The organism is Glutamicibacter ardleyensis, from assembly GCF_014644555.1.
GTDB classification, from domain to species: Bacteria; Actinomycetota; Actinomycetes; order Actinomycetales; family Micrococcaceae; genus Glutamicibacter; species Glutamicibacter bergerei.
The window spans coordinates 524,670-545,302 of sequence record NZ_BMKX01000001.1; the positions used below are offsets into that span (position 1 = coordinate 524,670).

Annotated in this window: 20 protein-coding genes; 7 read left to right on the forward strand and 13 right to left on the reverse strand. The window is 57.0% G+C overall.

The genetic code is table 11. The features are described from left to right. Positions 1 to 50: 50 nt before the first annotated feature. Positions 51 to 599 (forward strand): CGNR zinc finger domain-containing protein, encoded by a 549-nt coding sequence (locus IEX04_RS02430; protein ID WP_188683418.1) that lies wholly within the window; start codon positions 51 to 53, stop codon positions 597 to 599. Positions 600 to 655: 56 nt separating this feature from the next. Further along, positions 656 to 1,009 (forward strand): hypothetical protein, encoded by a 354-nt coding sequence (locus tag IEX04_RS02435; protein ID WP_096255462.1) that lies wholly within the window; start codon positions 656 to 658, stop codon positions 1,007 to 1,009. A gap of 8 nt (positions 1,010 to 1,017) precedes the next feature. On the opposite strand, the gene rraA is transcribed toward IEX04_RS02435, so the two are convergent. From rraA to IEX04_RS02465, 6 genes are all read right to left on the reverse strand, one after another. Further along, positions 1,018 to 1,494 carry a ribonuclease E activity regulator RraA gene (gene rraA, locus IEX04_RS02440; RefSeq protein WP_188683420.1) on the reverse strand — a complete coding sequence of 159 codons (477 nt, stop codon included), beginning with the start codon at positions 1,492 to 1,494 and terminating at the stop codon, positions 1,018 to 1,020. 62 nt (positions 1,495 to 1,556) lie between these two features. After that, positions 1,557 to 2,954, reverse strand: a complete 1,398-nt coding sequence (locus IEX04_RS02445; protein ID WP_188684057.1) for an amino acid permease — start codon at positions 2,952 to 2,954, stop codon at positions 1,557 to 1,559. 192 nt (positions 2,955 to 3,146) lie between these two features. Continuing rightward, positions 3,147 to 3,443, reverse strand: a complete 297-nt coding sequence (locus IEX04_RS02450) for a hypothetical protein (RefSeq protein ID WP_229676954.1) — start codon at positions 3,441 to 3,443, stop codon at positions 3,147 to 3,149. 41 nt (positions 3,444 to 3,484) lie between these two features. Beyond that, positions 3,485 to 4,063, reverse strand: coding sequence for a DUF308 domain-containing protein (locus IEX04_RS02455; protein WP_096255459.1), 579 nt, complete (start codon positions 4,061 to 4,063; stop codon positions 3,485 to 3,487). Between the two features lie 76 nt (positions 4,064 to 4,139). Beyond that, positions 4,140 to 5,360 (reverse strand): alpha-hydroxy acid oxidase, encoded by a 1,221-nt coding sequence (locus IEX04_RS02460; RefSeq protein ID WP_229676955.1) that lies wholly within the window; start codon positions 5,358 to 5,360, stop codon positions 4,140 to 4,142. Positions 5,361 to 5,399: 39 nt separating this feature from the next. Beyond that, positions 5,400 to 6,713 carry an MFS transporter gene (locus IEX04_RS02465; protein WP_188683422.1) on the reverse strand — a complete coding sequence of 438 codons (1,314 nt, stop codon included), beginning with the start codon at positions 6,711 to 6,713 and terminating at the stop codon, positions 5,400 to 5,402. 172 nt (positions 6,714 to 6,885) lie between these two features. Between IEX04_RS02465 and IEX04_RS02470 the strand changes: the two genes are divergently transcribed. After that, a complete protein-coding gene (locus IEX04_RS02470; RefSeq protein ID WP_188683424.1) occupies positions 6,886 to 7,545 on the forward strand; it encodes a GntR family transcriptional regulator in 660 nt (219 codons plus the stop codon). A 14-nt stretch (positions 7,546 to 7,559) separates the two neighbouring features. On the opposite strand, the gene IEX04_RS02475 is transcribed toward IEX04_RS02470, so the two are convergent. Then, positions 7,560 to 8,900 carry an MATE family efflux transporter gene (locus IEX04_RS02475; RefSeq protein ID WP_229676956.1) on the reverse strand — a complete coding sequence of 447 codons (1,341 nt, stop codon included), beginning with the start codon at positions 8,898 to 8,900 and terminating at the stop codon, positions 7,560 to 7,562. Between the two features lie 194 nt (positions 8,901 to 9,094). On the opposite strand from IEX04_RS02475, the gene chrA reads away from it, so the two are divergent. Continuing rightward, on the forward strand, positions 9,095 to 10,252 hold the full coding sequence (chrA, locus tag IEX04_RS02480) for a chromate efflux transporter (RefSeq protein ID WP_229676957.1): 1,158 nt from the start codon (positions 9,095 to 9,097) through the stop codon (positions 10,250 to 10,252). A 69-nt stretch (positions 10,253 to 10,321) separates the two neighbouring features. Further along, positions 10,322 to 11,146, forward strand: coding sequence for an MBL fold metallo-hydrolase (locus tag IEX04_RS02485; protein WP_188683428.1), 825 nt, complete (start codon positions 10,322 to 10,324; stop codon positions 11,144 to 11,146). 1 nt (position 11,147) lies between these two features. Here the strand turns inward: IEX04_RS02485 and IEX04_RS02490 are convergent, their stop codons facing one another. From IEX04_RS02490 to IEX04_RS02515, 6 genes are all read right to left on the reverse strand, one after another. After that, positions 11,148 to 12,470 carry a YjiH family protein gene (locus IEX04_RS02490; protein WP_188683429.1) on the reverse strand — a complete coding sequence of 441 codons (1,323 nt, stop codon included), beginning with the start codon at positions 12,468 to 12,470 and terminating at the stop codon, positions 11,148 to 11,150. Positions 12,471 to 12,677: 207 nt separating this feature from the next. Further along, positions 12,678 to 14,123: an APC family permease gene (locus IEX04_RS02495; protein WP_188683431.1), complete on the reverse strand. Its 1,446-nt coding sequence runs from the start codon at positions 14,121 to 14,123 to the stop codon at positions 12,678 to 12,680. Between the two features lie 151 nt (positions 14,124 to 14,274). After that, positions 14,275 to 15,459 carry an MFS transporter gene (locus IEX04_RS02500; RefSeq protein ID WP_188683433.1) on the reverse strand — a complete coding sequence of 395 codons (1,185 nt, stop codon included), beginning with the start codon at positions 15,457 to 15,459 and terminating at the stop codon, positions 14,275 to 14,277. A 2-nt stretch (positions 15,460 to 15,461) separates the two neighbouring features. Further along, complete coding sequence (locus tag IEX04_RS02505) at positions 15,462 to 16,235, reverse strand: CPBP family intramembrane glutamic endopeptidase (RefSeq protein ID WP_188683435.1); 774 nt, start codon at positions 16,233 to 16,235, stop codon at positions 15,462 to 15,464. Positions 16,236 to 16,388: 153 nt separating this feature from the next. Beyond that, positions 16,389 to 17,138, reverse strand: a complete 750-nt coding sequence (gene aqpZ / locus IEX04_RS02510; protein WP_188683437.1) for an aquaporin Z — start codon at positions 17,136 to 17,138, stop codon at positions 16,389 to 16,391. Positions 17,139 to 17,300: 162 nt separating this feature from the next. Beyond that, the gene (locus IEX04_RS02515) at positions 17,301 to 18,554 is read right to left on the reverse strand and encodes an MFS transporter (protein WP_229676958.1); all 1,254 of its coding nucleotides are present in this window, start codon (positions 18,552 to 18,554) and stop codon (positions 17,301 to 17,303) included. Between the two features lie 152 nt (positions 18,555 to 18,706). Here IEX04_RS02515 and IEX04_RS02520 point away from each other — a divergent pair, with 152 nt between their 5' ends. Both IEX04_RS02520 and IEX04_RS02525 read left to right on the forward strand, forming a co-directional pair. Next, positions 18,707 to 19,510: an IclR family transcriptional regulator gene (locus IEX04_RS02520; protein WP_188683439.1), complete on the forward strand. Its 804-nt coding sequence runs from the start codon at positions 18,707 to 18,709 to the stop codon at positions 19,508 to 19,510. A gap of 142 nt (positions 19,511 to 19,652) precedes the next feature. Beyond that, positions 19,653 to 20,633: a PDR/VanB family oxidoreductase gene (locus IEX04_RS02525; protein WP_188683441.1), complete on the forward strand. Its 981-nt coding sequence runs from the start codon at positions 19,653 to 19,655 to the stop codon at positions 20,631 to 20,633.

Here is a 20,633-nt window from a genome sequence, read left to right on the forward strand (position 1 = left end):
ACGGATACGTTTGAACTCGCGTCAATCCACGACCTTCACGGGAACTATTTATGACTTTTGCGCCAGATATCGAAGCCTCACTGCGCACTATTGTGAACTTGCTAAACACCGAAGTTTCGTTTGCTGACATGCTCTCGACGGTGCCTGATTTAGATCATTTTCTGCAGACCGAAAACTTCAACGGTCCACACGCACAGGACCAGTCGGAGTTGCGTTCCATCCGACAGCTGCGCTCACAACTCAAGGGCATCTGGACCACGAATGAAGATGACGCGGTGTATAAGGTCAATCAGATTCTGCGCAACGTCAACGCGCAGCCGCAACTGATCAAAAACGAAAAATGGGGTTACCACCTACACGCCACCACAAACCGTGCCCCACTCTATGACCGCATGGCAGTAGACGCGGCAATGGCGTTAGCTGAGGTAATCCGTTCCGGAGGCCGTGAGCGCCTGCGAATCTGTGCGTCCACCGATTGTGGAGCGGCCCTGCTTGACCTGTCACGGAACCGTTCGAAGCTCTACTGCGATACTGGAAACTGCGCTAACCGGGAACACGTACGTGCCTACCGTGCACGAAAAGCTACTCCGAGGTCTTAGCTAGTCGCATTTTGGCTCCTCCCGCCCCTATGATGAGGTGACAACAGCAGTACTAAATGTTGAAGTCGAAAGGCCAGATCATGACCGGTGAAGCACACGCATCCGATGAATATGAAGCACGCCTCGAAGCCAGTGAGGATTCACCGCTAAAGGCCGCCGGCCGGTGGACCGCAGCAATCTTCTCCGCCACTCTGGGGGACGCCGAATTTGAGGCTCGCGGCGCCGAAGTCGTGGTGCATTCGCGCACCGACGATACGGTGCTGCTCCGCATGGAGACCTCAAATCTCGAAGAAGCCGAAAGACTCATCGTGCAGATCCGCAAGGATCTAGACGAGTTGAGCACCGTCGACTTCGTCGATGAATGGGGTCAGGGAAACACCCAGAGCGGGCGTCACACTAAAGAAAGCTGAGCTAGCTTCTAACGCGCTACCAGCACGCCATCCGCGTCGGCGTACACCATGACTCCGGGGCGGATGGTCACGGCATCAATTTCGATGTCAAGGTCACTGAATCCACCACCGCGTTTCACAGTTTTACGTGGGTTACTGCCCAAGGCTTTGATGCCTAGATCCATGGTGGCCATTTCAACGCGGTCGCGTACCGCACCGTTGATGATGACTCCGGCCCACCCGTTATCCACTGCGGCTTGGGCAATCATGTCCCCCATCAGTGCAAAACGCAGCGACCCGCCACCATCAACCACTAAGACCTGTCCCTCACCGGGGGTGTTCAACGTGGATTTGATCAACACGTTATCTTCAAAGCATTTGATGGTTTTGGCGGGGCCAAAGAAGCTTTCCCGGGCACCAAAGTTCTGAAACTGCAGTGAAATCGACTGCAGTTTGTCTTCGAATTCATCGTATAAATCCGCGGTGCTGATCGCTTCTTGCTGCATGGTTGCTCCTAGACGGTGAGTGATCCAAACTTGTTCAACTCACAGCCTAACTTGCAGCCGAATTATTTGGTCTTTAGTGTCTCGCGGTATGTTTCTTTGGCCAGCGCGCCTAACCGTGAATTTTTGCGCCCGTAGCCCAAATACACGATGAACCCAACAGCCATCCAGATGCCGAAGACGATCCAGGTATTTGAGCCGAGGTTGAACATTAAGAACAAGCAGGCGGCGATACCAAGGAGCGGGGTCAGCGGGTAGAACGGTACCTTGAAGGTACGTGGCGCATCAGGCTGGGTACGGCGCAGGAAGATCACAGCGACTCCAACTAGTGCGAAGGCGAATAACGTACCGATGCTCGTCGCTTCAGCCAGTTCACCCAGCGGAATCAGCGAGGCAGTAATCGCTACGGCGGTACCGACAATGAGGGTACCGACTACCGGGGTGTGAGTCTTCGGGGAAACCTTAGCGAACGCTTTGGGCACCAACCCGTCACGGCCCATGGTCATCAAGATCCTTGTCTGGCCGTACAAAGTGGTCAGTACGACCGAGACAATGGCAATCACTGAGGCTAGAGCAAATATCAGCACCACCCAAGGCTGACCGGTGACCTCGGAAACGATCATCACCAGAGCAGCTTGTGCACCTTCGAACCACTGCCAGTTACGTGCGCCTATCGCTGCCACCGCGACCAGTACATATACGGTGGTCACCAAAACCATGGAGATGATAATAGAGCGTGGCATATCGCGTTGTGGATTCTTCGCTTCTTCACCGGCCGTAGAAGCTGCGTCAAAGCCGATGAAGGAGAAGAACACCATCGAGGCTGCCGCGCTGACACCAGCTGCGCCCATGGGTAGCAATGGTGCGAAGTTACCGGCGTCAAAGGCGGTGAATGCAACGACGGAGAAGAACACGAGAATCGCGATTTTCACCATGACCATCACGGTGTTAGCTACTGCCGATTCGCGCGCGCCACGGGCCAATAGCAAGGTAGCTGCGACGACTGTTAGAAGCGCCGGTAAGTTGATCACGCCACCATCTACCGGGCCACTGGCCAATGATGCGGGCAGATCCAATCCAAAGATTTCTAAGGTCTGATTCACATATTGGCCAGCACCTACGGCCACCGCGGCGGCGGAGACCGCGTATTCAAGGATGAGACACCAACCGCAGATCCATGCCACGCCTTCACCCATGGTGGCGTAGGAATAAGAGTAACTAGACCCGGATACCGGGACCATGCCAGCCATCTCCGCGTAGGAAACCGCGGAGAGCAAAGCGGTGACACCTGCTAGTACGAAGGCAATCCAGATGGCTGGTCCGGCCACCGGAACGGCGTCTCCTAAGATCACCAGGATACCGGTGCCAAGGGTGGCACCAACAGAGATCATGGTCAGCTGGAGTACACCAAAACTGCGTTTGAGCTGACCGAAACCAGCATTATTTGCCGATTCAGCGGTCATCGACTGGATTGACTTGCGTCGAATCAATTGCTCACCCAATGAGGTGCGGGTGCTATTGGGCGTTCGGTGCGCGTTGTTCACGTGTCAATCCTTGAATATTGCGTATTATCCGGTGCGGTGTGCTGACATCCGGCTAACGACAACGCGCTGGGTCCACCGTGATGGCGGACCCAGCGCGTGAGCGAAACTAATTTAGTCTTTGAACTTCTTATTTGGATTTGCTGAGGAACGGTTTACACCGGTTCCCTTGCCAAGCTCGGAATCGTTTTCCTTACCGGCCATGGTGAGCACCGAAATGATCAGCAAGCTAACGACAAAGGCTACGCCGAAGCAGACTAGTCCGATGTCTAGGCGGATCGGGTTTTGCGAGCCTCCGGTAGAGGAGATCGTACCGACCACCCCAGCGACAAGACCCAGCAACAGCGAGAAGCTCAGTGGGCCCTTGATCGACTGGCTCCACGGTTGCTTCTTCTGCGAGTTGTTTCCCACCAGGAACTCCATTTCTACTTGTCCTGTTGACCTGTTAAGTTCTAGTTATTTTCGATTTCGGTCGGAGCCGCCGCTTTAGCGTCGTGGCGATGACCGAAGGCGGCGATTAATTCAAAGACCGCAAAGATGATGGTGCCTCCACCAATCAGACCGAACATTCCGTGGGCATCAAGGCCGGTGCCGAAGAGCAACGCGATGGCAAGTACCACCGACACCGCGGCGGTGATCAGCTGGTTACGGAATGGTGGGAATTGTGCGCGCAGCTTAGCGAAGACATAGAACTCCACTAAACCGGTGACGAAGAATGCGAAGGCTGCCAGGTAAGCAACCCACATGGGGGTGGTGGCGAACAAAGCCGCAATACCTGCCAGCAGCATCAGCCCGGCGCCCAGCGCGTAGGCAGCTCGGGATTTCTCCGGTGCGCTTGGTACGGTGACGTACTGCCACATAAATGCGCCGGTCACCACCAACAACGCACCTGTCGCATAGGACAGTACGCTTTGATCCGCGTGGATCCAGAAAATCGAGATGAGCGAGTAGACCAAGGCGCCGAGTCCGCGAAGAAATACGGGACGGAAGACGTCTTGAGCCTGGGCTGGGGTGGTTTTTGGTGCTGGCACACCCTCATTCTACCGGCGATAGAACAAAGAGTCAGCCGAGTCAAAGCTATGTCACATTTACCAACGCACCCGCAGGTTATTTACGCCGGCGAATCAATGACTCGTTGAGCTCACCAATCGACGCGGCACCCATCAGTTGCATCGCCACTTCAACCTCCTTGGCCAGCAGTTCAATAGCCCGACTGACGCCTGCTTGGCCTCCGGACATTAGCCCGTAGAGGTAGGCGCGGCCGATGAGCACAAAGTCCGCCCCGGCGCAGAGCGCTGCGACGATATCCGAACCGGACATGATGCCCGAGTCCATGATAATTTCCATGTCCTCACCGACCTCGGCGCGAACCTCGCTCAGTGCCTCGAAGGCGATTGGTGCACGGTCCAGCTGGCGTCCGCCGTGGTTGGAAACCACTAGTCCGTCTGCTCCGGCGGCTTTAGCTTTCGCGGCGTCTTCGGCGGTGAGGATGCCTTTGACGAAAAGTTTGCCCTTCCATAGTTCACGGATCCACTTCAGATCATCAAAGTCTAGGGACGGATCAAACATGGAGTTGATGATGGTGGGAAGATCTGCCGAGGTATTGGATAGTGAGGCGAACTTTAATGAATCCGTGGTCAGGAAGTTAAACCACCATTCGGGACGGTATGAGGCGTCAAGTACCGTCTTTAATGTCAACTCCGGCGGAATCTTCATGCCGTTGCGGGTATCGCGATGACGTTGTCCGGCAACCGGGGTATCCACTGTCACCAGTAAGGTGTCATAGCCGGCGGCGGCCGCACGGTTGACTAGCCCTGCAGATTTCTCGCGGTCCTTCCAGAGGTAGAGCTGGAACCATTTGCGTGCACCCGGGGCCGCCTGCGCGACCTCTTCAATAGAGCGAGTACCCATGGTGGAGAGGCTAAAGGGAATCCCTGCCTGTTCGGCGGCCTTCGACCCACCAATTTCACCTTCGGAGTGCATGAACCGGGTAAACCCGGTCGGAGCGATACCAAATGGCAAGGCCGATGGTGCTCCAGCGATCTGCGTGGACAGATCCGCTTGCGCGGTGCCATGCAGAATTCGTGGCAGCAGTTCCACGTTGTCGAAAACCTGGCGAGCTCGGGTCGCGGTGATTTCGCGGCCGGCGGCGCCATCGACATAGTCGAAGGCTGCGGTCGGGGTGCGGCGCTTAGCAATGGAGCGCAAGTCCCAGATATCTGCCGTCTTGCTCAGCCGTGCAGCGCGGCGGTCTGCGGCGGGCAGTTTGAACTTCATCAGGTTGACTAGTTCGCTAATGTCAGGAAATTGACGCTTGAGGTTGCTCAAAATACATCCTTTGAATCTCGGAGTGTGAGGCAGAAGTTTTTAGTAGCGGATACTGTTTTTTGCTCGGGTGCCAAGGTAGATGGCGACCGCGGAGCTCAGACAACTTAGGGCTAGGAAACTCGCGGGGAGATTGATAGAACCATTGCCTAGTTCCAATAGTGTTGCCGCAATCAGCGGAGAGAGACCAGCGACAATGGCACCATTTAGTTCTCTGGCGATAGCGATCCCGCTAAAGCGCACGGTGACGGGGAATAGTTCGGTCAAAAACGCACCTTGCGCTCCGGAGGTGCAGGGAATGACTAGGCCATAGCCCAGAGCGATGGCCAAGAATCCGTAAATAAACTGGTCCGTGGCGAGCATCAAGAAGATAGGGAAAGCGAGGAGTAAACCGGCAATGTTTCCGGCTGCCAAGATGCGGGCGGAACCAAACTTGTCCGCTAGCCAACCGCCCACAGGAGTGAGTAGAACCGAGACCAGCGAGCCTAGGGTCACCGCCAGCAACGCCTGGCTCCGGGCCATGCCAGAACCAACCATCAGGCTGATGGAGAAGACGGCAAGAATGTAGTTGGTGGCATTGTGCCCGGTGATTGCAAAGAAGCCGAGTACCACTCGACGCCAGTGGGATTCGAAGACTTCGCGCAGTGGAAGTTTCTGGGCGCCCGCACGTTGTCGCGCCTGGTTCATGGCGTGCGCGTACTCAGGGGTCTCTTCAAGCTTGTTACGGATGTACAGGGCTACCAAGAAGAGTAGTGCGGAGAGAAGGAACGGGATTCGCCATGCCCAACCGAGCAGAGCCTCGTCACCGAGTAGAGATACGCCGAAGAAGCAGATCGTTGCCAGAGCAATGCCAAGTGGCGGAGTGGAAAGAATGAGCGAGGTGTACAGGCCACGCTTTTTCGGTTCCACGTATTCGGCTACCAGTGTCATAGCCCCGGTGAGTTCTGCCCCGGCACCAAAGCCTTGGATAAGTCGCAAGAACACCAGAAGTCCAATGGACCAGGCACCCCACGTTTGCGCGGTGGGTAGTACACCGATGCCTACGGTGGCGATACCCATCAGAATTACCGAGAGCAGCATGGCCGGGCGACGGCCAAACTTGTCTCCCAGATGGCCAATGACCGCGCCACCTACCGGACGGGCAACAAAGCCGACCGCGAAGGTCGCGAAGGCGGCAATGGATGCCGCGGAGCTGCCGGCCGAGGAGAAGAACAGAGGACCAATCACCACGCTTGCCGCGGCTCCGTAGAGCGCGTAGTCGTACCATTCGATGGCGGTTCCCACCAGGGATGCTGAGATTGCCCGACGGCGTTGCAGTCGTAGCGGGTCGCGGTCCGTCGTATTGAGTTGATTCATTGGCGTTAGCTCCTCCGCTCTGCAGCGAAATGTCGGATCTGGTCATTGCAACGCAATGTAAGATACCTGAAATATATTTCACACAAGACTAGAGTGTTCTTTGATTCCAAGTGAACTCTTACGCCAAAAGTTACGCGCAGGATTTGGAATGGACGCGAAGAAACGAGGAGAAATGGCTAGCTCACTTTCCGAGCGCCTCACGATGGAACTACGCGAGCGGATCACCACCGGAATACTGGCCCCGGGCACCTTAGTGATTGAACCGGCGCTGGCCGAGGAATTTCAGGTGTCAAAAACTCCTGTGCGGGAATCGCTACGGCAGCTCACCAGCGAAGGATTACTGCAGCTGTTACCCAAGAAGGGTTATCTGGTGCGAGCCATCAGCGTGGAGGATATCCATGAAGTATTGGAGTTGCGCATTTTGCTAGAGCCACGCGCCGCACATCATGTCGCCCGATTCCATTCGGCGCAGACCTTGGCGGTATTACGCGGGCATCTGGCCGAACAAGAACAACTTGCCGAAGCCGACCCTATTGCCTCAATGCTCGCAGCCCGGCGCTTTCACGAAGATCTCTGCGCCGCTAACCGCAATACGCGGATCACCGGCACACTGACCAGATGTTTCGCCGAGACGGCGAGAGCACATTTTGTGTTGCCTTCAATGCAGACATATATGTCCCAATCCACGGAACTCGCAGAGCATCAAGCCATCTTGGCGGCCATTACCGCAGCAGATGCTCCAGGCGCAGAACAAGCGATGCGCACTCATTTACAGTCCATTCACCGGGCCATGCTCGGCGGTCAGGAAGATCGAGATGAGCTGTGGGGTTAGCCGCCACAACTATCTCATTGGCCTAGACGCATCCACGTATTCCCGCGTGCTCGCACTCCGAGAGTGAACGCCCTAGCCAGCATGTAGCCGATAGCGAAGGACACCCAGATCCACAAAATTGCTGCCTGCGGATCTGTGGCGAAGCGCTGGACAGCCCACAGCATTGGTAGATATAGAACTAGGTTTATCACGCCAGCAATACCAAGGTATTTCGCGTCCCCTGCGCCAATAAGCACCCCGTCAAGGACAAACACCAAACCGCACAACGGTTGCGACAGCGCCAAGATCCACAACCCAATGGTGGTCAACTGGTGAATCTCGGTATTGGGAGTAAATAGCATCGGGAACACCCATGAGGTGGCGAACAGCAACAATCCGGTGAAGACGCCAAAGTAGATTCCCCACCGGCTCATCAAACCGGTTAGTTGGCGGACCTTCGAAGCATCCCCCGATCCCAGTTCCTTGCCTATCAAAGCCTGCGCCGCGATAGCTAACGCGTCTAGGGCGAATGCAAGGAAGGAGAAGATGGTGAAGACAAGCTGGTGCGCCGCCAATGTCATCTCTCCAGCATTGGTCGCTACCACCACCGTGAGTAGTAAGGCAGCGCGCATGGTCAGGTTGCGAAGCATCAGCCATGACCCAACTTGCCCGGTGGAAATGAATCCAACCCAGCTCGGGCGTAGCTGTATCTTGGCTGCACGGATACGTGGAATCAGCATCCATAGATACACCAGCGCCATCATCCACTGCGCAATCGAGGTGCCTAGGGCGGCGCCGGCCACCGACATGTGTAGCCCATAAACCAGCGCGAAGTTCAGCACGATGTTCAGACCGAACCCGGCGGTGGCGACAACCAAGGGAGTCTTGGTGTCCTGCATGCCACGCAATACGCCGGTGGCAGCGAGGACCAGTAGCATCGCGGTGAGCCCTGGCATGGAATACAAAATATAGTCAACGGCGAATTTGAGGGTTTGACCTTCACCACCCAAAAGTCCAACTAGCGGCCTCGCGAAAATGAATCCGGCCAGTGACAAAATCACGCCTAAGACCACCGCAAACCACATGCCGTCGCGGCCGGCAGCCATTGCCTTGGACTGCTGTCCGGCACCAATGGCGCGGGCCACCGCAGGGGTAGTGGCGTAAGCCAAAAAGATCATCAGACCCACGGCGGTGTGAAGCACCGTGGTTCCCAATGCGGCGCCTGCAAGTTCGGCAACACCCAAGTGTCCGACAATGGCGGAGTCGGCCATCAGGAAAAGCGGTTCGGCAATTAACGCGCCCAAGGCTGGAATAGCCAGTACAAGAATCTGCTTGGCCAACCCTGGGGATGACGTTGGGGATTTATCTGAATTCACGAGTCCTACTCTACGAACAGTTCCCTACGAACAGCGATTTCTGTCCCAGACCAAAACTTCACCGTATGTTAACCATGTGCTCAGCATGGCTACAAAACTTTATATACCTGAGCTGAAATACTTCGGTTATGACATCTTTGCGCGCCTCAGCGCTTCGTGAACGCTCTCCAGGTTCTTCGGTACCTGAAGTATTTATGGCCTTTCTTAAACTAGGGTTCACCGCTTTTGGCGGTCCCACGGCGCATTTGGGTTTCTTCCGCGAAGAGTTTGTCGTCAAAAGGAAGTGGTTGAGCGAAAGCGCTTATGCGGATCTGGTGGCTCTCTGTCAGTTTTTACCCGGCCCGGCATCCAGCCAGGTGGGCATGGCCTTGGGGTTACAACGTGCTGGAACATTGGGTTTGGTCGCGGCCTGGGCTGCTTTTACTCTGCCGTCCGCGATACTGTTGGTGCTTTTCGCCATCGCAGCAAACAATCTGGATTCGTTGATTGGTAATGGCTGGATTATTGGCTTGAAGGCAGCCACCGTGGCGGTAGTGGCCCATGCAGTATTGGGCATGGCCAAAACACTGGCTCCCGATGCACCAAGGGCCACACTCGCTGTCGCTGCCATGGCGTTGGTGCTCCTCTTCCCATCCCCCATCATCCAGGTTGCGGTGATCTTAGGAGCTGGACTCCTTGGTCTGCTCTGGTTACGGGGGCAAGCACCGCAGTCAGAGCAAGCTGAGTTTAGCTTCGCCCGGCACTCCCAACGCAGTGCTTTGATATACCTAGCTATTTTTCTCTTACTGCTCTTCGGACTCCCGGTGGCAGCAGCGTTTTTTGATCATGGCGCACTGAGCTTGTTTGAAATCTTTTACAGCACCGGAGCACTGGTCTTTGGCGGTGGGCACGTGGTCTTGCCGATGCTTGAAACACAGACGGTAGGCACAGGGCTCGTTGAGCATGATGCTTTTCTGGCCGGTTACGCGGCAGCGCAAGCGGTTCCCGGACCATTATTCACATTCGCCGCTTACTTAGGGATGGTCTTTCAAGCTGGCCCCTCCGGAATTCTGGGTGCAGCGATTGCGCTGGTGGCCATCTTCCTTCCTTCAGCCCTGCTCATTGCAGCCGCGCTTCCGTTCTGGCAACGATTACGACATTCAAACGTCGCACGGCGGGCACTGATGGGAGTAAACGCAGCGGTGGTGGGGCTTTTGGCAGCCGCGCTTTACTCCCCCGTGTTTGTGCAGGGTGCCTCCACCATTCCCACCTTGGTGCTGGCCGCCCTAGGATTTGTCGCTTTGCATTCGTGGAAAGTAGCGCCATGGCTACTTGTAGTTGCCAGTGCGCTTATCGGTTGGGTGCTCTTCTAACCCTGTGCAGGCAGGGCAGATCAAGTTAGGCTGGGACACCCCTGCGCCCTAACTTTTGGAAGTAGAAGTATGGAACTGATCGATTGGCAGTGCTCCGCCTGTGCTGTGGAATTTGAACCCTCGGCCGAAACACCAGATTTCTGTCCCATCTGTGTTGATGAACGACAGTTTGTTCCAGACGGTCTGCAACGCTGGACTCATCGCACCGAATTGTTGGAAGCCGGTCACCGCGTTGAATTCCGTGAGCTTGAGCCCGGCCTGACCTCATTGACCGCTTCGAACATTGGAATTGGTCAAAGCGCCTTGTTAGTTCAAACCAAGGCGGGAAATCTGCTCTTTGAAGTTCCCGGAATATTGGACCAACGTGCCTTCGAGGTTATTGGTGAAATGGGCGGCATCCAAGCGATTGTGGCGAGTCATCCACATATGTACGGAGTGCAATCTGCCTACAGTAGCGCGTTCGGCGACGCTCCCATCTATGTCGCGGCCGCAGATCAAAACTGGGTCCAACGCAGCAGCCCTAACGTGAAGATTTGGTCAGAACCCTTTGAACCAATTGACGGAATCCGCTTTGAACAGATTGGTGGGCACTTCCCCGGAAGTACCGTTGCGCTGTGGGAAGCTGGAGCAGACTCACAAGGGGTCCTTCTAGCCGGGGATGGGGTGTTTCCGGTAGCAGATGGAAACGTCACTTTCTTGCGTAGCTACCCCAACCGCATTCCCTTATCGGGGCCGGTCGTGCAACGAATTGCCACGCAGTTAGCAAGCCTGCGCTTTGAGCGTCTCTACAATAATTTCGCCACAGTGCTGTCGGAGCGTGCGGGCGAGATCGTAGCGTTCTCGGCCGCACGCTATGCGGCTTGGGCCAGCGGCAGTAACGATTCATTAACCTGAGCTACATCAGCAGGCGAACCAGTGGCGTAGCGATCAGAATCGTCAAAGCGACGCGGATGAACCAAATAATGACCATGTCGCGTAGACGCAACGGGATACTGGTAGCCAGCAGACATGGGACCAGTGCAGAGAAGAAGATAATCGCTGAGACACAGATAATGGCGACCACCATGCGCAGCTCAATTGATTCATGTCCGGCGGCCAACGTGGCTGGTAGGAACATTTCGGCAATCCCAGTGGCCGAAGCCTTACCGACCAACAATGGATCTTCCAGCCCAACTACCCAGGCAAAAGGCGCAAAGAGGTAGCCTAACCAGTCGAAGACCGGGGTGTATTTGGCCAGCAACAATCCCGCTAGACCCACCGAAAGGATGGAGGGAAGAATGGCCATGGCCATCTTCAGCCCGTCCCAGATATTGTCGCGCATATTCTTCGCAAAACTCGGCGCACGGTGCACCGCCAGTAACGCTTCATTCCATGCGGTCGCTGCACGCCGGCCGGTGATCTTCTTTTCGGCATGGTGTTCCACGCCTAGGTAAGTTTCATCCTTGATGCGGCTCAGTGGTGGGATGCGCACGGTGATAGCCGTGACGGCAAAGGTAACTACCAGCGCCAGCCAGAAATACGTGCTCCAGTACGCCATCAAGTCCAGTGCCTTGGCGACGATCACCATGAAACTTGCGGACACCGTGGAGAACCCGGTGGCAATAATTGCTGCTTCACGTCCGGTGTAACGGCCACCGCGATACATTCTGTCGGTGATCAGCAGGCCTAACGAATAACTGCCAACAAAGGAAGCCACCGCGTCCACTGCTGAACGTCCCGGGGTACGCCAAAGTGGGCGCATCACCGGCTGGCAAAAGATGCCCAAAAATTCCATCAGCCCATAACCGACCAAAAGCGCCAGGAATACGGCGCCAATCGGAACGATCAGACCCACGGGAATCACTAGTTTATTGAGCAGGAAGGGACCCATGCTGTCTTCGGTCAGCCATGCCGGTCCCCCACCAAAGATTAAGACCGCACCCACCACAAGTCCCACCACATTGGCGAAGGCGAAAACCATCCGAAGTTTTGACGCTTTCCACCCGCCGGTAGCAAAAGGCATGATGGTTCCGGCGAGCAACAGAATCAGGATGTAGAAAGGTACTGCAGGGCCCAAAGCTTTGCGAATGAAAGTTACAAGATGATCAAGCGGGATCGTGCTGGTACCGTTCAAGGTAATCGGGATGAAGAACATCGCTATACCGATCAGGCTGAAGACGATAAATTTGGCGACATGTGAGGCTCTCGCGGGCCGGGTCGTCAAAGACTCCGATGTCATGGCGTACCTGCTTCTCTTTGGCGGCGGAAGCATTTCACTTCCTCGGTCAAGATCTAATAAGACCCGAAACTCGTACCGTCATGTGATCCAGACCTCTCGAATTGTCCGAAATGTCAGACTTTGAAGAAATATCGGCATTTGAGACACGAAAGAGGCCTAAAATCACCCATTTGGGTATGCCTTAGGCCTCTGGAAACGTGAAGAGAATTAGCGTTTGCGCGCTCTAACCGGCGCAATAACTTCTTCGTCGGCATCCGGCCCTGGTTTGATACCACCGGGAACCTTGACGAAGAACACCGCACCGAGTACCCACCAGGCCGCGAAAATCAGCCATGGCTCCCAGCTCAAGGAAGCAGGCATACCCGGCATGTACAGCAAGAACAGGGCAGCAGTAAGAATGACCGAGGCATACCCGATAACTTCTCCACCGCGACCCTTCCCGGCTACACGTAGCGGACGGTCCATCGCCGGTTCCCGGCGTCGCAGAATCAGGAAAGTCCCCGAAATCATGAAGTAGGCAATGATGATGCTCGGTGCGCCAGAGTCGACCAGCCAACCAAGCATTTCCGCGCCGAAGAACGGGGCAATGACCGAAATGCCACCGATAAAGTACAACGCGTTGGCTGGGGTCTGATACTTCGGGTGCAGCTTGCCAAACCATGCCGGGAGCATTCCGCCGCGAGCCATGGAGAACACCAGACGTGAAGCACCCAGGAGCAGGGAGTTCCACGAGGTCAAGATACCCGCCAAGCCGCCAGCAATGAGGACCTTTGCCATAATGTCAGAACCAAACAGCGCGCCAAAAGCATCAGCCGTAGCAATATCCGCGCTAGCCAGCTGATCCGCAGGCATGGCCGAGGAGGTAGTCAAAACCACCATCACATACCAGAGCGTTGCCAACACCACGGAGATCACGACCAGCTTACCGATCTGCTTGGCCGGGATATTCACTTCTTCGGCAGACTGCGGGATCACGTCAAAGCCGATGAACAAGAATGGGACAGCCACCAACACGGCAAAGAATCCGCTCATGCCGGGAGTAAAGAACGGTTCCATATTCTGTGCGGAGCCACTTGTCACCGAACCGAAGATCATCAGTAAGCCGATAAGCATCAAGAAGAGCACGGTGAAGGTTTGCACGACGCCAGCCTGCTTCACCCCACGGATGTTGATCCAAGTCACCAGCACACCCGCGGCGACACCAACAAGTGCCCAGGTGAGGTTCACTTCGAAACCAGCCACTGTCCAGAGCGGAATCTTGCTCATACCAGGGAAGATGTACTCCACCGTGCGCGGGAATGCCACCGCTTCGAAAGCCACGATGGTGACATAACCGCCGATAATCCCCCACGAGCCGATAAAGGAGGGACGGGCACCGAGTGCGCGAAGAATGAAATTATGTTCGCCACCTGCCTTCGGCATAGCCGCGGTCAGTTCGGCATAGGTCAAGCCCACGATGGCCATAATGGCGCCACCGGCAAGCATGGCGCAGATCGCGCCCATAGTGCCGGCGCTGTCTAGCCAGCCTCCGGTGAGCACGACCCAGCCGAAGCCGATCATGGCACCAAAGCCCAGGGCTAAGGCATCCCAGTTACCTAAAGTCTTGGCCAAGGTTGTTGGCGCTGCCGAGGAATCGGCAAGATCTTTACTCATGTTGTACTTCCGTGTTGATGGATCGAAAATAAGTCCATCAGCTATTGTCCGGCCTGTCACAGAGGTGCATTTCGCAGCTCACATCAACGGCGTAACACTTAACGGTAAGCGGTATCAAAAGTTCGACAAGCGGTAGTTTTAATGTCTTGGATTACTTCTTCTGCTTCAAAAAAACGGCAAAGATAACGGCGATTATTTGAAGTAACACGACACACAAGACCACCGTGGACCACCCAAAATGCATGAACGGTACACCAATGAGCCAGCCAAGTAGCGAAGACCCTACATAGTAGAAGAGATTGTAAAGACTCGCGGCTTGAGCGCGAGTGGTCGGTGCAAGTAACGGAACCCAACCGCTGGCCACCGCATGAGCTGCGAAAAATCCTGCGGTGAAGATGATCATGCCTAAAATGATCATCATCAAGCTTGCCGACACGGTCAGCAATAGCCCGGCCATACTCACCACGATGCTCAGCAGCAACGTTCCTCGCCGGCCCAGTTTCGCGACCAGCCGCCCACTAGCCACCGCGGACCAGGTGCCTGAGAGGTAGGCAATGAATACTAGGGAAGCTAAGGAGGCTGGCACCAAAAATGGTGGGGCTTCGAGACGAAATGCGAGGTAGTTATAGACCGCGACAAATCCTCCCATCAGCAAGAACCCCTGGAGATAAAGCAACGGCATCCGCCCGCGCAGGGCACGTTTGAACTTGCCGAGATTGGGACGAAGTCCGCGTTGCTCTACCGGGGTGAATCCTTGCGCTGCCGGAGCTTTAAGCAGGAAAAATAACGTGGCGCCGGCCGCCATCAGGCTCACCGAGGCAACACCCCAACGCCACCCAGCAGGTTCACCAACCCAGCTAGCGACCAGACGCCCGGCTAACCCGCCGAGGGTAGTTCCCGAGATGTAGGTTCCACTGGCTAAGGCTACTGCGCGTGGGGTTAGCTCATCGGCAAGATAAGCCAGCGCACTACCCGGAACTCCGGCCAGTGCAATCCCTTCCAGAAAACGCACAACGATCAACGGTTCAAAGCCAGTCATCATGGAGCTGGTTAACCCGAGCACCACCGAGGAAATGAGCGCGATAGCGATCACTCTGCGCCGGCCAATACGATCCGAAATAATGGCCCAAGGAGTAACGGCCAGAGCCAGTCCTAAGGTCGCGGCAGAAACCGTCAATGCGGCTTGAGATGAACTGATATTCAGGTCTTCAGCGATACTCGGCAAGAGTCCCTGAACCGAATACAGCTGGGAGAAGGTGGCCACACCACCGGCAAACAACGCCAGCAGCATGCCACGGTAAGGAACTGAGTGTGGTTCGTGTCCGGTAAAACTCAAACCTAGACCCCAGTGGGAAGTAGCGGATACACCAGGTAAAGCATCAATAGCGCCATGGCGTTATTGATGAAGTGCAACAGGTAGGCGTAGGCCAACGACTTACCCGAAAGAATATAAGCCAAGGACATCAAGACGCCCAGCATTAGATAGGGCAGAATCTGGGTGATCGACGCAATTCCACCACCGTTGAGGAAATGGATTGACGCGAACACGATAGTGGAGATCAGTGCACAGACCCAGATATTGAGTTTGCGTGACAGCTTGCCAATGAGCAGATGGCGGAAAAGATATTCCTCGACAAAAGGACCAAAGACCGCAGTCACTACAAACATCATCGGCAACGGAACTGCGGTGGTCATACCCTGCAGGGCTTCTTGGTTTGCACTGACCTGTGGCCCACCAAAAAGCGTGGTGACAATGGCGGAAAAGAAGATCGTTAGCAACCACCCACCAGGCAACATCAACCATTTGGCCCACGGGTAGTACTTCATGGTTTTGAAGGACTCGAAGAAGTGCGCCCCACAGTGCACCATCGCCACGATGAAGAAGGTGGTGTACAGAATCAGGTTGATCCCGAACAAAGCCTGTTCTTGCGTATCAAAGGCACTAAAATACCCGGGAATTAACCCGATCAGTGAAGCCCCGCCCAACACGAAAAAGAGAATGTAGGCAACTACAGTCCACCAGTCACCACGGGTCATCGCTCCAGGGTCAAAGACCCGTTGTTTGCGGCGCGGCAGAAAATACTGCTGAGAGTAAGGCGGGGGTTGCTGCATATTCCTACCCTATCTAGTCAGCTGGCCAATCTTGTATCCACCGGCTGTGAAAGCCATTAGTGGCTCATGACAAATCAGTCATTGGTACTGCACTTAACGTTCTCTGCCCACCGCATCGTCGCGGTGGGCAGAGAACATTTAGTCAAGGATTTACTACACCAGAGGAGCAGACATCGGTTTGGCGAACAGCTTCGAATAGCTCAGACCCGCAATCGCTGCACCGAGCAACGGTGCAAGGATGAACAGCCAGACCTGGCCCAGTGCTTCGGGACCTGCAAACCACGCAACACCCAAGGAACGAGCCGGGTTCACCGACGTATTGGTCACCGGAATAGCGACCAGGTGAATCAGGGTCAGTGACAGACCGATGGACAGTCCTGCAAAGCCTATGGGAGCACGCTCATCGGTAGATCCCAGAATCACAAACAGGAAGATTGCAGTCAGCACTACCTCAACAATCAACGCCGAGAGCAACGAGTAACCGTCAGGGGAACGACCCCCGTAACCGTTGGACGCAAAACCTGATTCAACCGCATTAAATCCAGATTTACCTGAGGCGATGGCGAAGAGCACTAACCCGGCAACCGATGCAGCGACGACCTGAGTGATCATGTAGGCGGGAACAGCTTTCCACTCCACACGCTTGGCAAGTGCGGCACCGAAGGTGACCGCGGGGTTGAAGTGTCCCCCGGAGATATGACCGACCGTGTAGACCATGACCAGCACAGTCAGACCGAAGGCGAGGGCCACACCGAGGAAACCGATACCCATGTTGACGGTATCGCCGTCGAGGACTTGCGCGGCGAAGATGGCTGAACCACAACCACCGAAGACAAGAACGAAGGTACCAAGGAACTCTGCGGCCAAACGTGAGCCCATGGAGGGTGATGGTGATTGTGACATGCTTTCCCTTTCCTAGAAGCAAGGACCACAAGATTAGGCACAGTCTATGCAGTTGCCCGCGAACAAAAAAGGGCAGTATTGGGCCGAGCAGAAGTATTTTTGGTGTCCGCGGAATAGATTGCAGAGGCTGTAGACGCCCACTCAGTGGGTGCCGGCCCGCACTCAGGCGGGGTGCGTGTCCTTCGACCGGGCGAGCTGGCGCGCGAGCATGCCCGTCAGCGCAATGCCCAACACCGAGAAGGCCCCGGTTAGCCACCATGACCCATGCCATCCGCCGACCAGCAACGCCACCCAGGCGATAAGGAACGGCCCGAAGAAATTGCCCACGTTGAAGATCTGCTGCATCAGTCCGATGACCGCCGCCACCGAACCTCCGGGCGGGGCTAGGTCCACCGCGATGCGCGACAGGATCGCCGGAGCCGCACCGCCGACCATGGAAAAGAGGACGGCGAACCCTAGCTGCGCGATAAGCCCAACCCCGGCACCCCAATTGATGGCGAAAACACCGACCGAGGAGACGGCCATGACCACGAAGCAGGCTACGAGCATTGCGTTCGGACTGGAGCCGCGCTGCAAGAACACCCCTGAGCCCAGCGCGCCGATGATGTTCACTCCGCCGACCAGCGCGGTCAGTAGCCCCGCGGTCAGGGAACTGGCGCCGACGGCTTGGTAGATCGACGGAAGAAAGCCCATCACCGCCATCCACTGGATGGTATAGCAGGCGAACACCAGCCCGGCGACCCATGGCCCGATGCTGCGGACGGTGGTCAGCACCATCCGTCCGGCCGATTTCGTGCTCTGGCCACTGGGCCGGGCTTTGTCGGCAGGTACCAGTTTGAGCAAAGGCACCAGCATGGCTACCGCAAAGACCGCCATGACCAACCACAATACGCGCCAGCTCACGGTTTCAAGCAGCAACGCAGACACCGTGAATCCGAACAGCGCCGCAGTACCTTGGAAGGCGCCCCATCCGGCCATGGCGGCATTCAGCCGCGACGGTGGGCAGCATTCGCGGATCAGCGCCGGGGCCAGCACCGTGCACAGCAGGAAGCCAATGCCTTCTACCGCACGTGATGCCATGAGCAGGGCCACCTCGGTGGCGATAGCGCCGGTGCACGACCCGGCAGCAAGCAACACCAGCCCGGCGACCAGCATTCTGCGTAGCCCGAGTCGCTCTCCAAACCAGGCGACGGCCAGACCGCCGAGCATGCTCGCCACCTGGATAATGCCCAGCAGCATGCCGGACCGAAGGAGCCCTAGCCCGAGCTCCTCATCGATACTCGATAGGGCGCTGGGCAGCTTCCAGATGTGCATGGCAGCCACGACCCCCACGCAAACGATAACCACCCAGGAAGGTTCCGGATCGGAACCCGCGCGGCGCGGCGCGGCCGTGTTCACCTCAATCGGCTGCAACAAAGAACTCCTAGGGACCTGAAAATGCTACTGTGGGCTGGATCCCAGCCTGCCCGACCCGGATCACCGGACGGATCCGCTTTCCGTCTAATGGAAAGTTTCGTCGGTGCGCCAGTTATCCGATTCACCGCACCCGCATCGAGAAAGGGTCCGCCGTGGCCAATGCCCATCCCCGCAAGAAGCGCGAATCCGCCTCCCCGTCCCCGACTCCGGGCGCGACGGTGACCTCTCGGGCGCTGGCACTGCTCGGCTCCTTCGACTCTGCGCACCCCAGACTCTCGTTGAGCGAAATGGCACGCCGGGCAGAGATTCCGGTGGCCACCGCCCATCGTCTGTCCTCGGAGCTAGTCTTCTGGGGCGCATTAGAACGTTCCGGGCAGGACTACGTGGTGGGGCACCGCCTGTGGAAGCTGGGCCTACTGGCACCGGTGCGCAAGAACATCGGTGAGCTGGCCGCCCCTTATATGCAGGATGTCTTGTTCGTGACGCAGAACGTGGTGAACCTGTTCATCCTCGAAGATGACCACGTACTCCTTCTCGAACGACTCTCTGGCACCCGCTCGGGGGCTCCCTTCCGGCGCGTAGGAGAGCAGTTGCCACTGCACGCATCCGCGGCTGGCAAGGCGATCTTGGCCTTCGGCGCCCCCGATCTTTGGGAGACGGCACTGGAGAACATGGCCCGGGCGGGCCAAATGACCGAGCATACGATTTCCTCACCCGCCCAGCTGCGCCGCGAGGTCGCGATGGTGCGCGAACGCGGCTATGCGACCACCAGCCAGGAGGCCGGGCTGGACAACTTCGGCATCGCCGTCCCGATCATCTCCTCCGACGGAACCTGCACCGCCTCGCTGGGCGTGGTCACGCAAAACCAGCCGGTCGCCGTAGGCCCAATCGTGCCGGTCTTGCGCATCGCGGCCCGTGGCATAGGACGCCGCATCAGCCTGGGCGGAGAGTACTGACGGCGGACAATTCCGACCGGCATTCCATTGGATGGAAAGGTCGCAAAATGTGTCGCAAGATACATCTAATCTGAATTCACGCCGCGGAAATCAGTTCCTTCCGCCGACTTCCAACTTTCGAGACCCTCAGGAGCGGTAGCTCATGCCTGTCACTGCCCCCAGCTTCGCCCCGGCGACCATCGACACCGTGATCGAGGCCGTCGAGCATCCCGCACAATCGGTTGCCTCGCTGGTATTGCGCCGCTCCGACGGCCAGCAGTTTCCCGCTTGGGAAGCTGGTTCGCACATCGACGTGCACCTAGAGAACGGGCTGATCCGCCAGTACTCGCTGTGCTCCTCGCGTCAGAGCCTCTCCGAGCTGCGCATCGGTGTACTGCGCACCCCCGATTCGCGTGGCGGTTCCGCCCACGTGCACGACGCCCTGCGCGCCGGTGAGACGCTGAGAATTTCTGCTCCGCGCAACAACTTCCCGCTGGTCGACTCGCGCAAGTACCTGTTCTTGGCCGGCGGCATCGGCATCACCCCGATCATTCCGATGCTCGAAGCCGTCGAGGCGGCCGGGCGCCAGTGGGTTCTCTACTACGGTGGGCGCTCACGGGACACCATGGCCTTCGCGCGAGAGCTAGAAGCCACGTACGGCACCGAGAAGGTCAAGATCATCGCAGAAGATGTTGAAGGCCGACTAAATCTCCAAGAAATCCTCGGCATGCCCCGCGCCCACATGCTGGTTTACGCCTGCGGTCCGGGTGGCATGCTCGGCGCCATCGAGGATTTCTGCATGGGCTGGCCGCCGGGCGTCCTACACACCGAGCGCTTCGTGGCCAACGACCTAGGCGCAGGCGGCAATACCGAACCCTTCGAGGTCGAGCTGTCGCTGACCGGAACCACCGTCACCGTCGACACCCACCAGAGCATCCTGGAGGCCGTCGAGCAGGCCGGGGCGCGCGTACTTTCCAGCTGCCGCGCGGGGTTGTGCGGCACCTGCGAAACTCGCATCGTCTCCGGCGAGGCGGAGCACCGCGACGCCGCGTTGACCGAAGCCGACAAGGATGCCGGCGAGGTCATGATGGTCTGCGTCTCCCGCGCCGCCGCAGGTTGCAGCCGCCTGGTCCTCGAACTCTGA

Coding starts and splice junctions, on each gene's coding strand:
- IEX04_RS02495 (WP_188683431.1), bottom strand. CDS start 14,123: ATGAGTAAAGATCTTGCCGATTCCTCGGCAGCGCCAACAACCTTGGCC.
- IEX04_RS02470 (WP_188683424.1), top strand. CDS start 6,886: ATGGCTAGCTCACTTTCCGAGCGCCTCACGATGGAACTACGCGAGCGG.
- rraA (WP_188683420.1), bottom strand. CDS start 1,494: ATGCAGCAAGAAGCGATCAGCACCGCGGATTTATACGATGAATTCGAA.
- aqpZ (WP_188683437.1), bottom strand. CDS start 17,138: ATGTCACAATCACCATCACCCTCCATGGGCTCACGTTTGGCCGCAGAG.
- IEX04_RS02485 (WP_188683428.1), top strand. CDS start 10,322: ATGGAACTGATCGATTGGCAGTGCTCCGCCTGTGCTGTGGAATTTGAA.
- IEX04_RS02435 (WP_096255462.1), top strand. CDS start 656: ATGTTGAAGTCGAAAGGCCAGATCATGACCGGTGAAGCACACGCATCC.
- IEX04_RS02430 (WP_188683418.1), top strand. CDS start 51: ATGACTTTTGCGCCAGATATCGAAGCCTCACTGCGCACTATTGTGAAC.
- IEX04_RS02505 (WP_188683435.1), bottom strand. CDS start 16,235: ATGCAGCAACCCCCGCCTTACTCTCAGCAGTATTTTCTGCCGCGCCGC.
- IEX04_RS02490 (WP_188683429.1), bottom strand. CDS start 12,470: ATGACATCGGAGTCTTTGACGACCCGGCCCGCGAGAGCCTCACATGTC.
- IEX04_RS02525 (WP_188683441.1), top strand. CDS start 19,653: ATGCCTGTCACTGCCCCCAGCTTCGCCCCGGCGACCATCGACACCGTG.
- IEX04_RS02445 (WP_188684057.1), bottom strand. CDS start 2,954: ATGACCGCTGAATCGGCAAATAATGCTGGTTTCGGTCAGCTCAAACGC.
- chrA (WP_229676957.1), top strand. CDS start 9,095: ATGGCCTTTCTTAAACTAGGGTTCACCGCTTTTGGCGGTCCCACGGCG.
- IEX04_RS02465 (WP_188683422.1), bottom strand. CDS start 6,713: ATGAATCAACTCAATACGACGGACCGCGACCCGCTACGACTGCAACGC.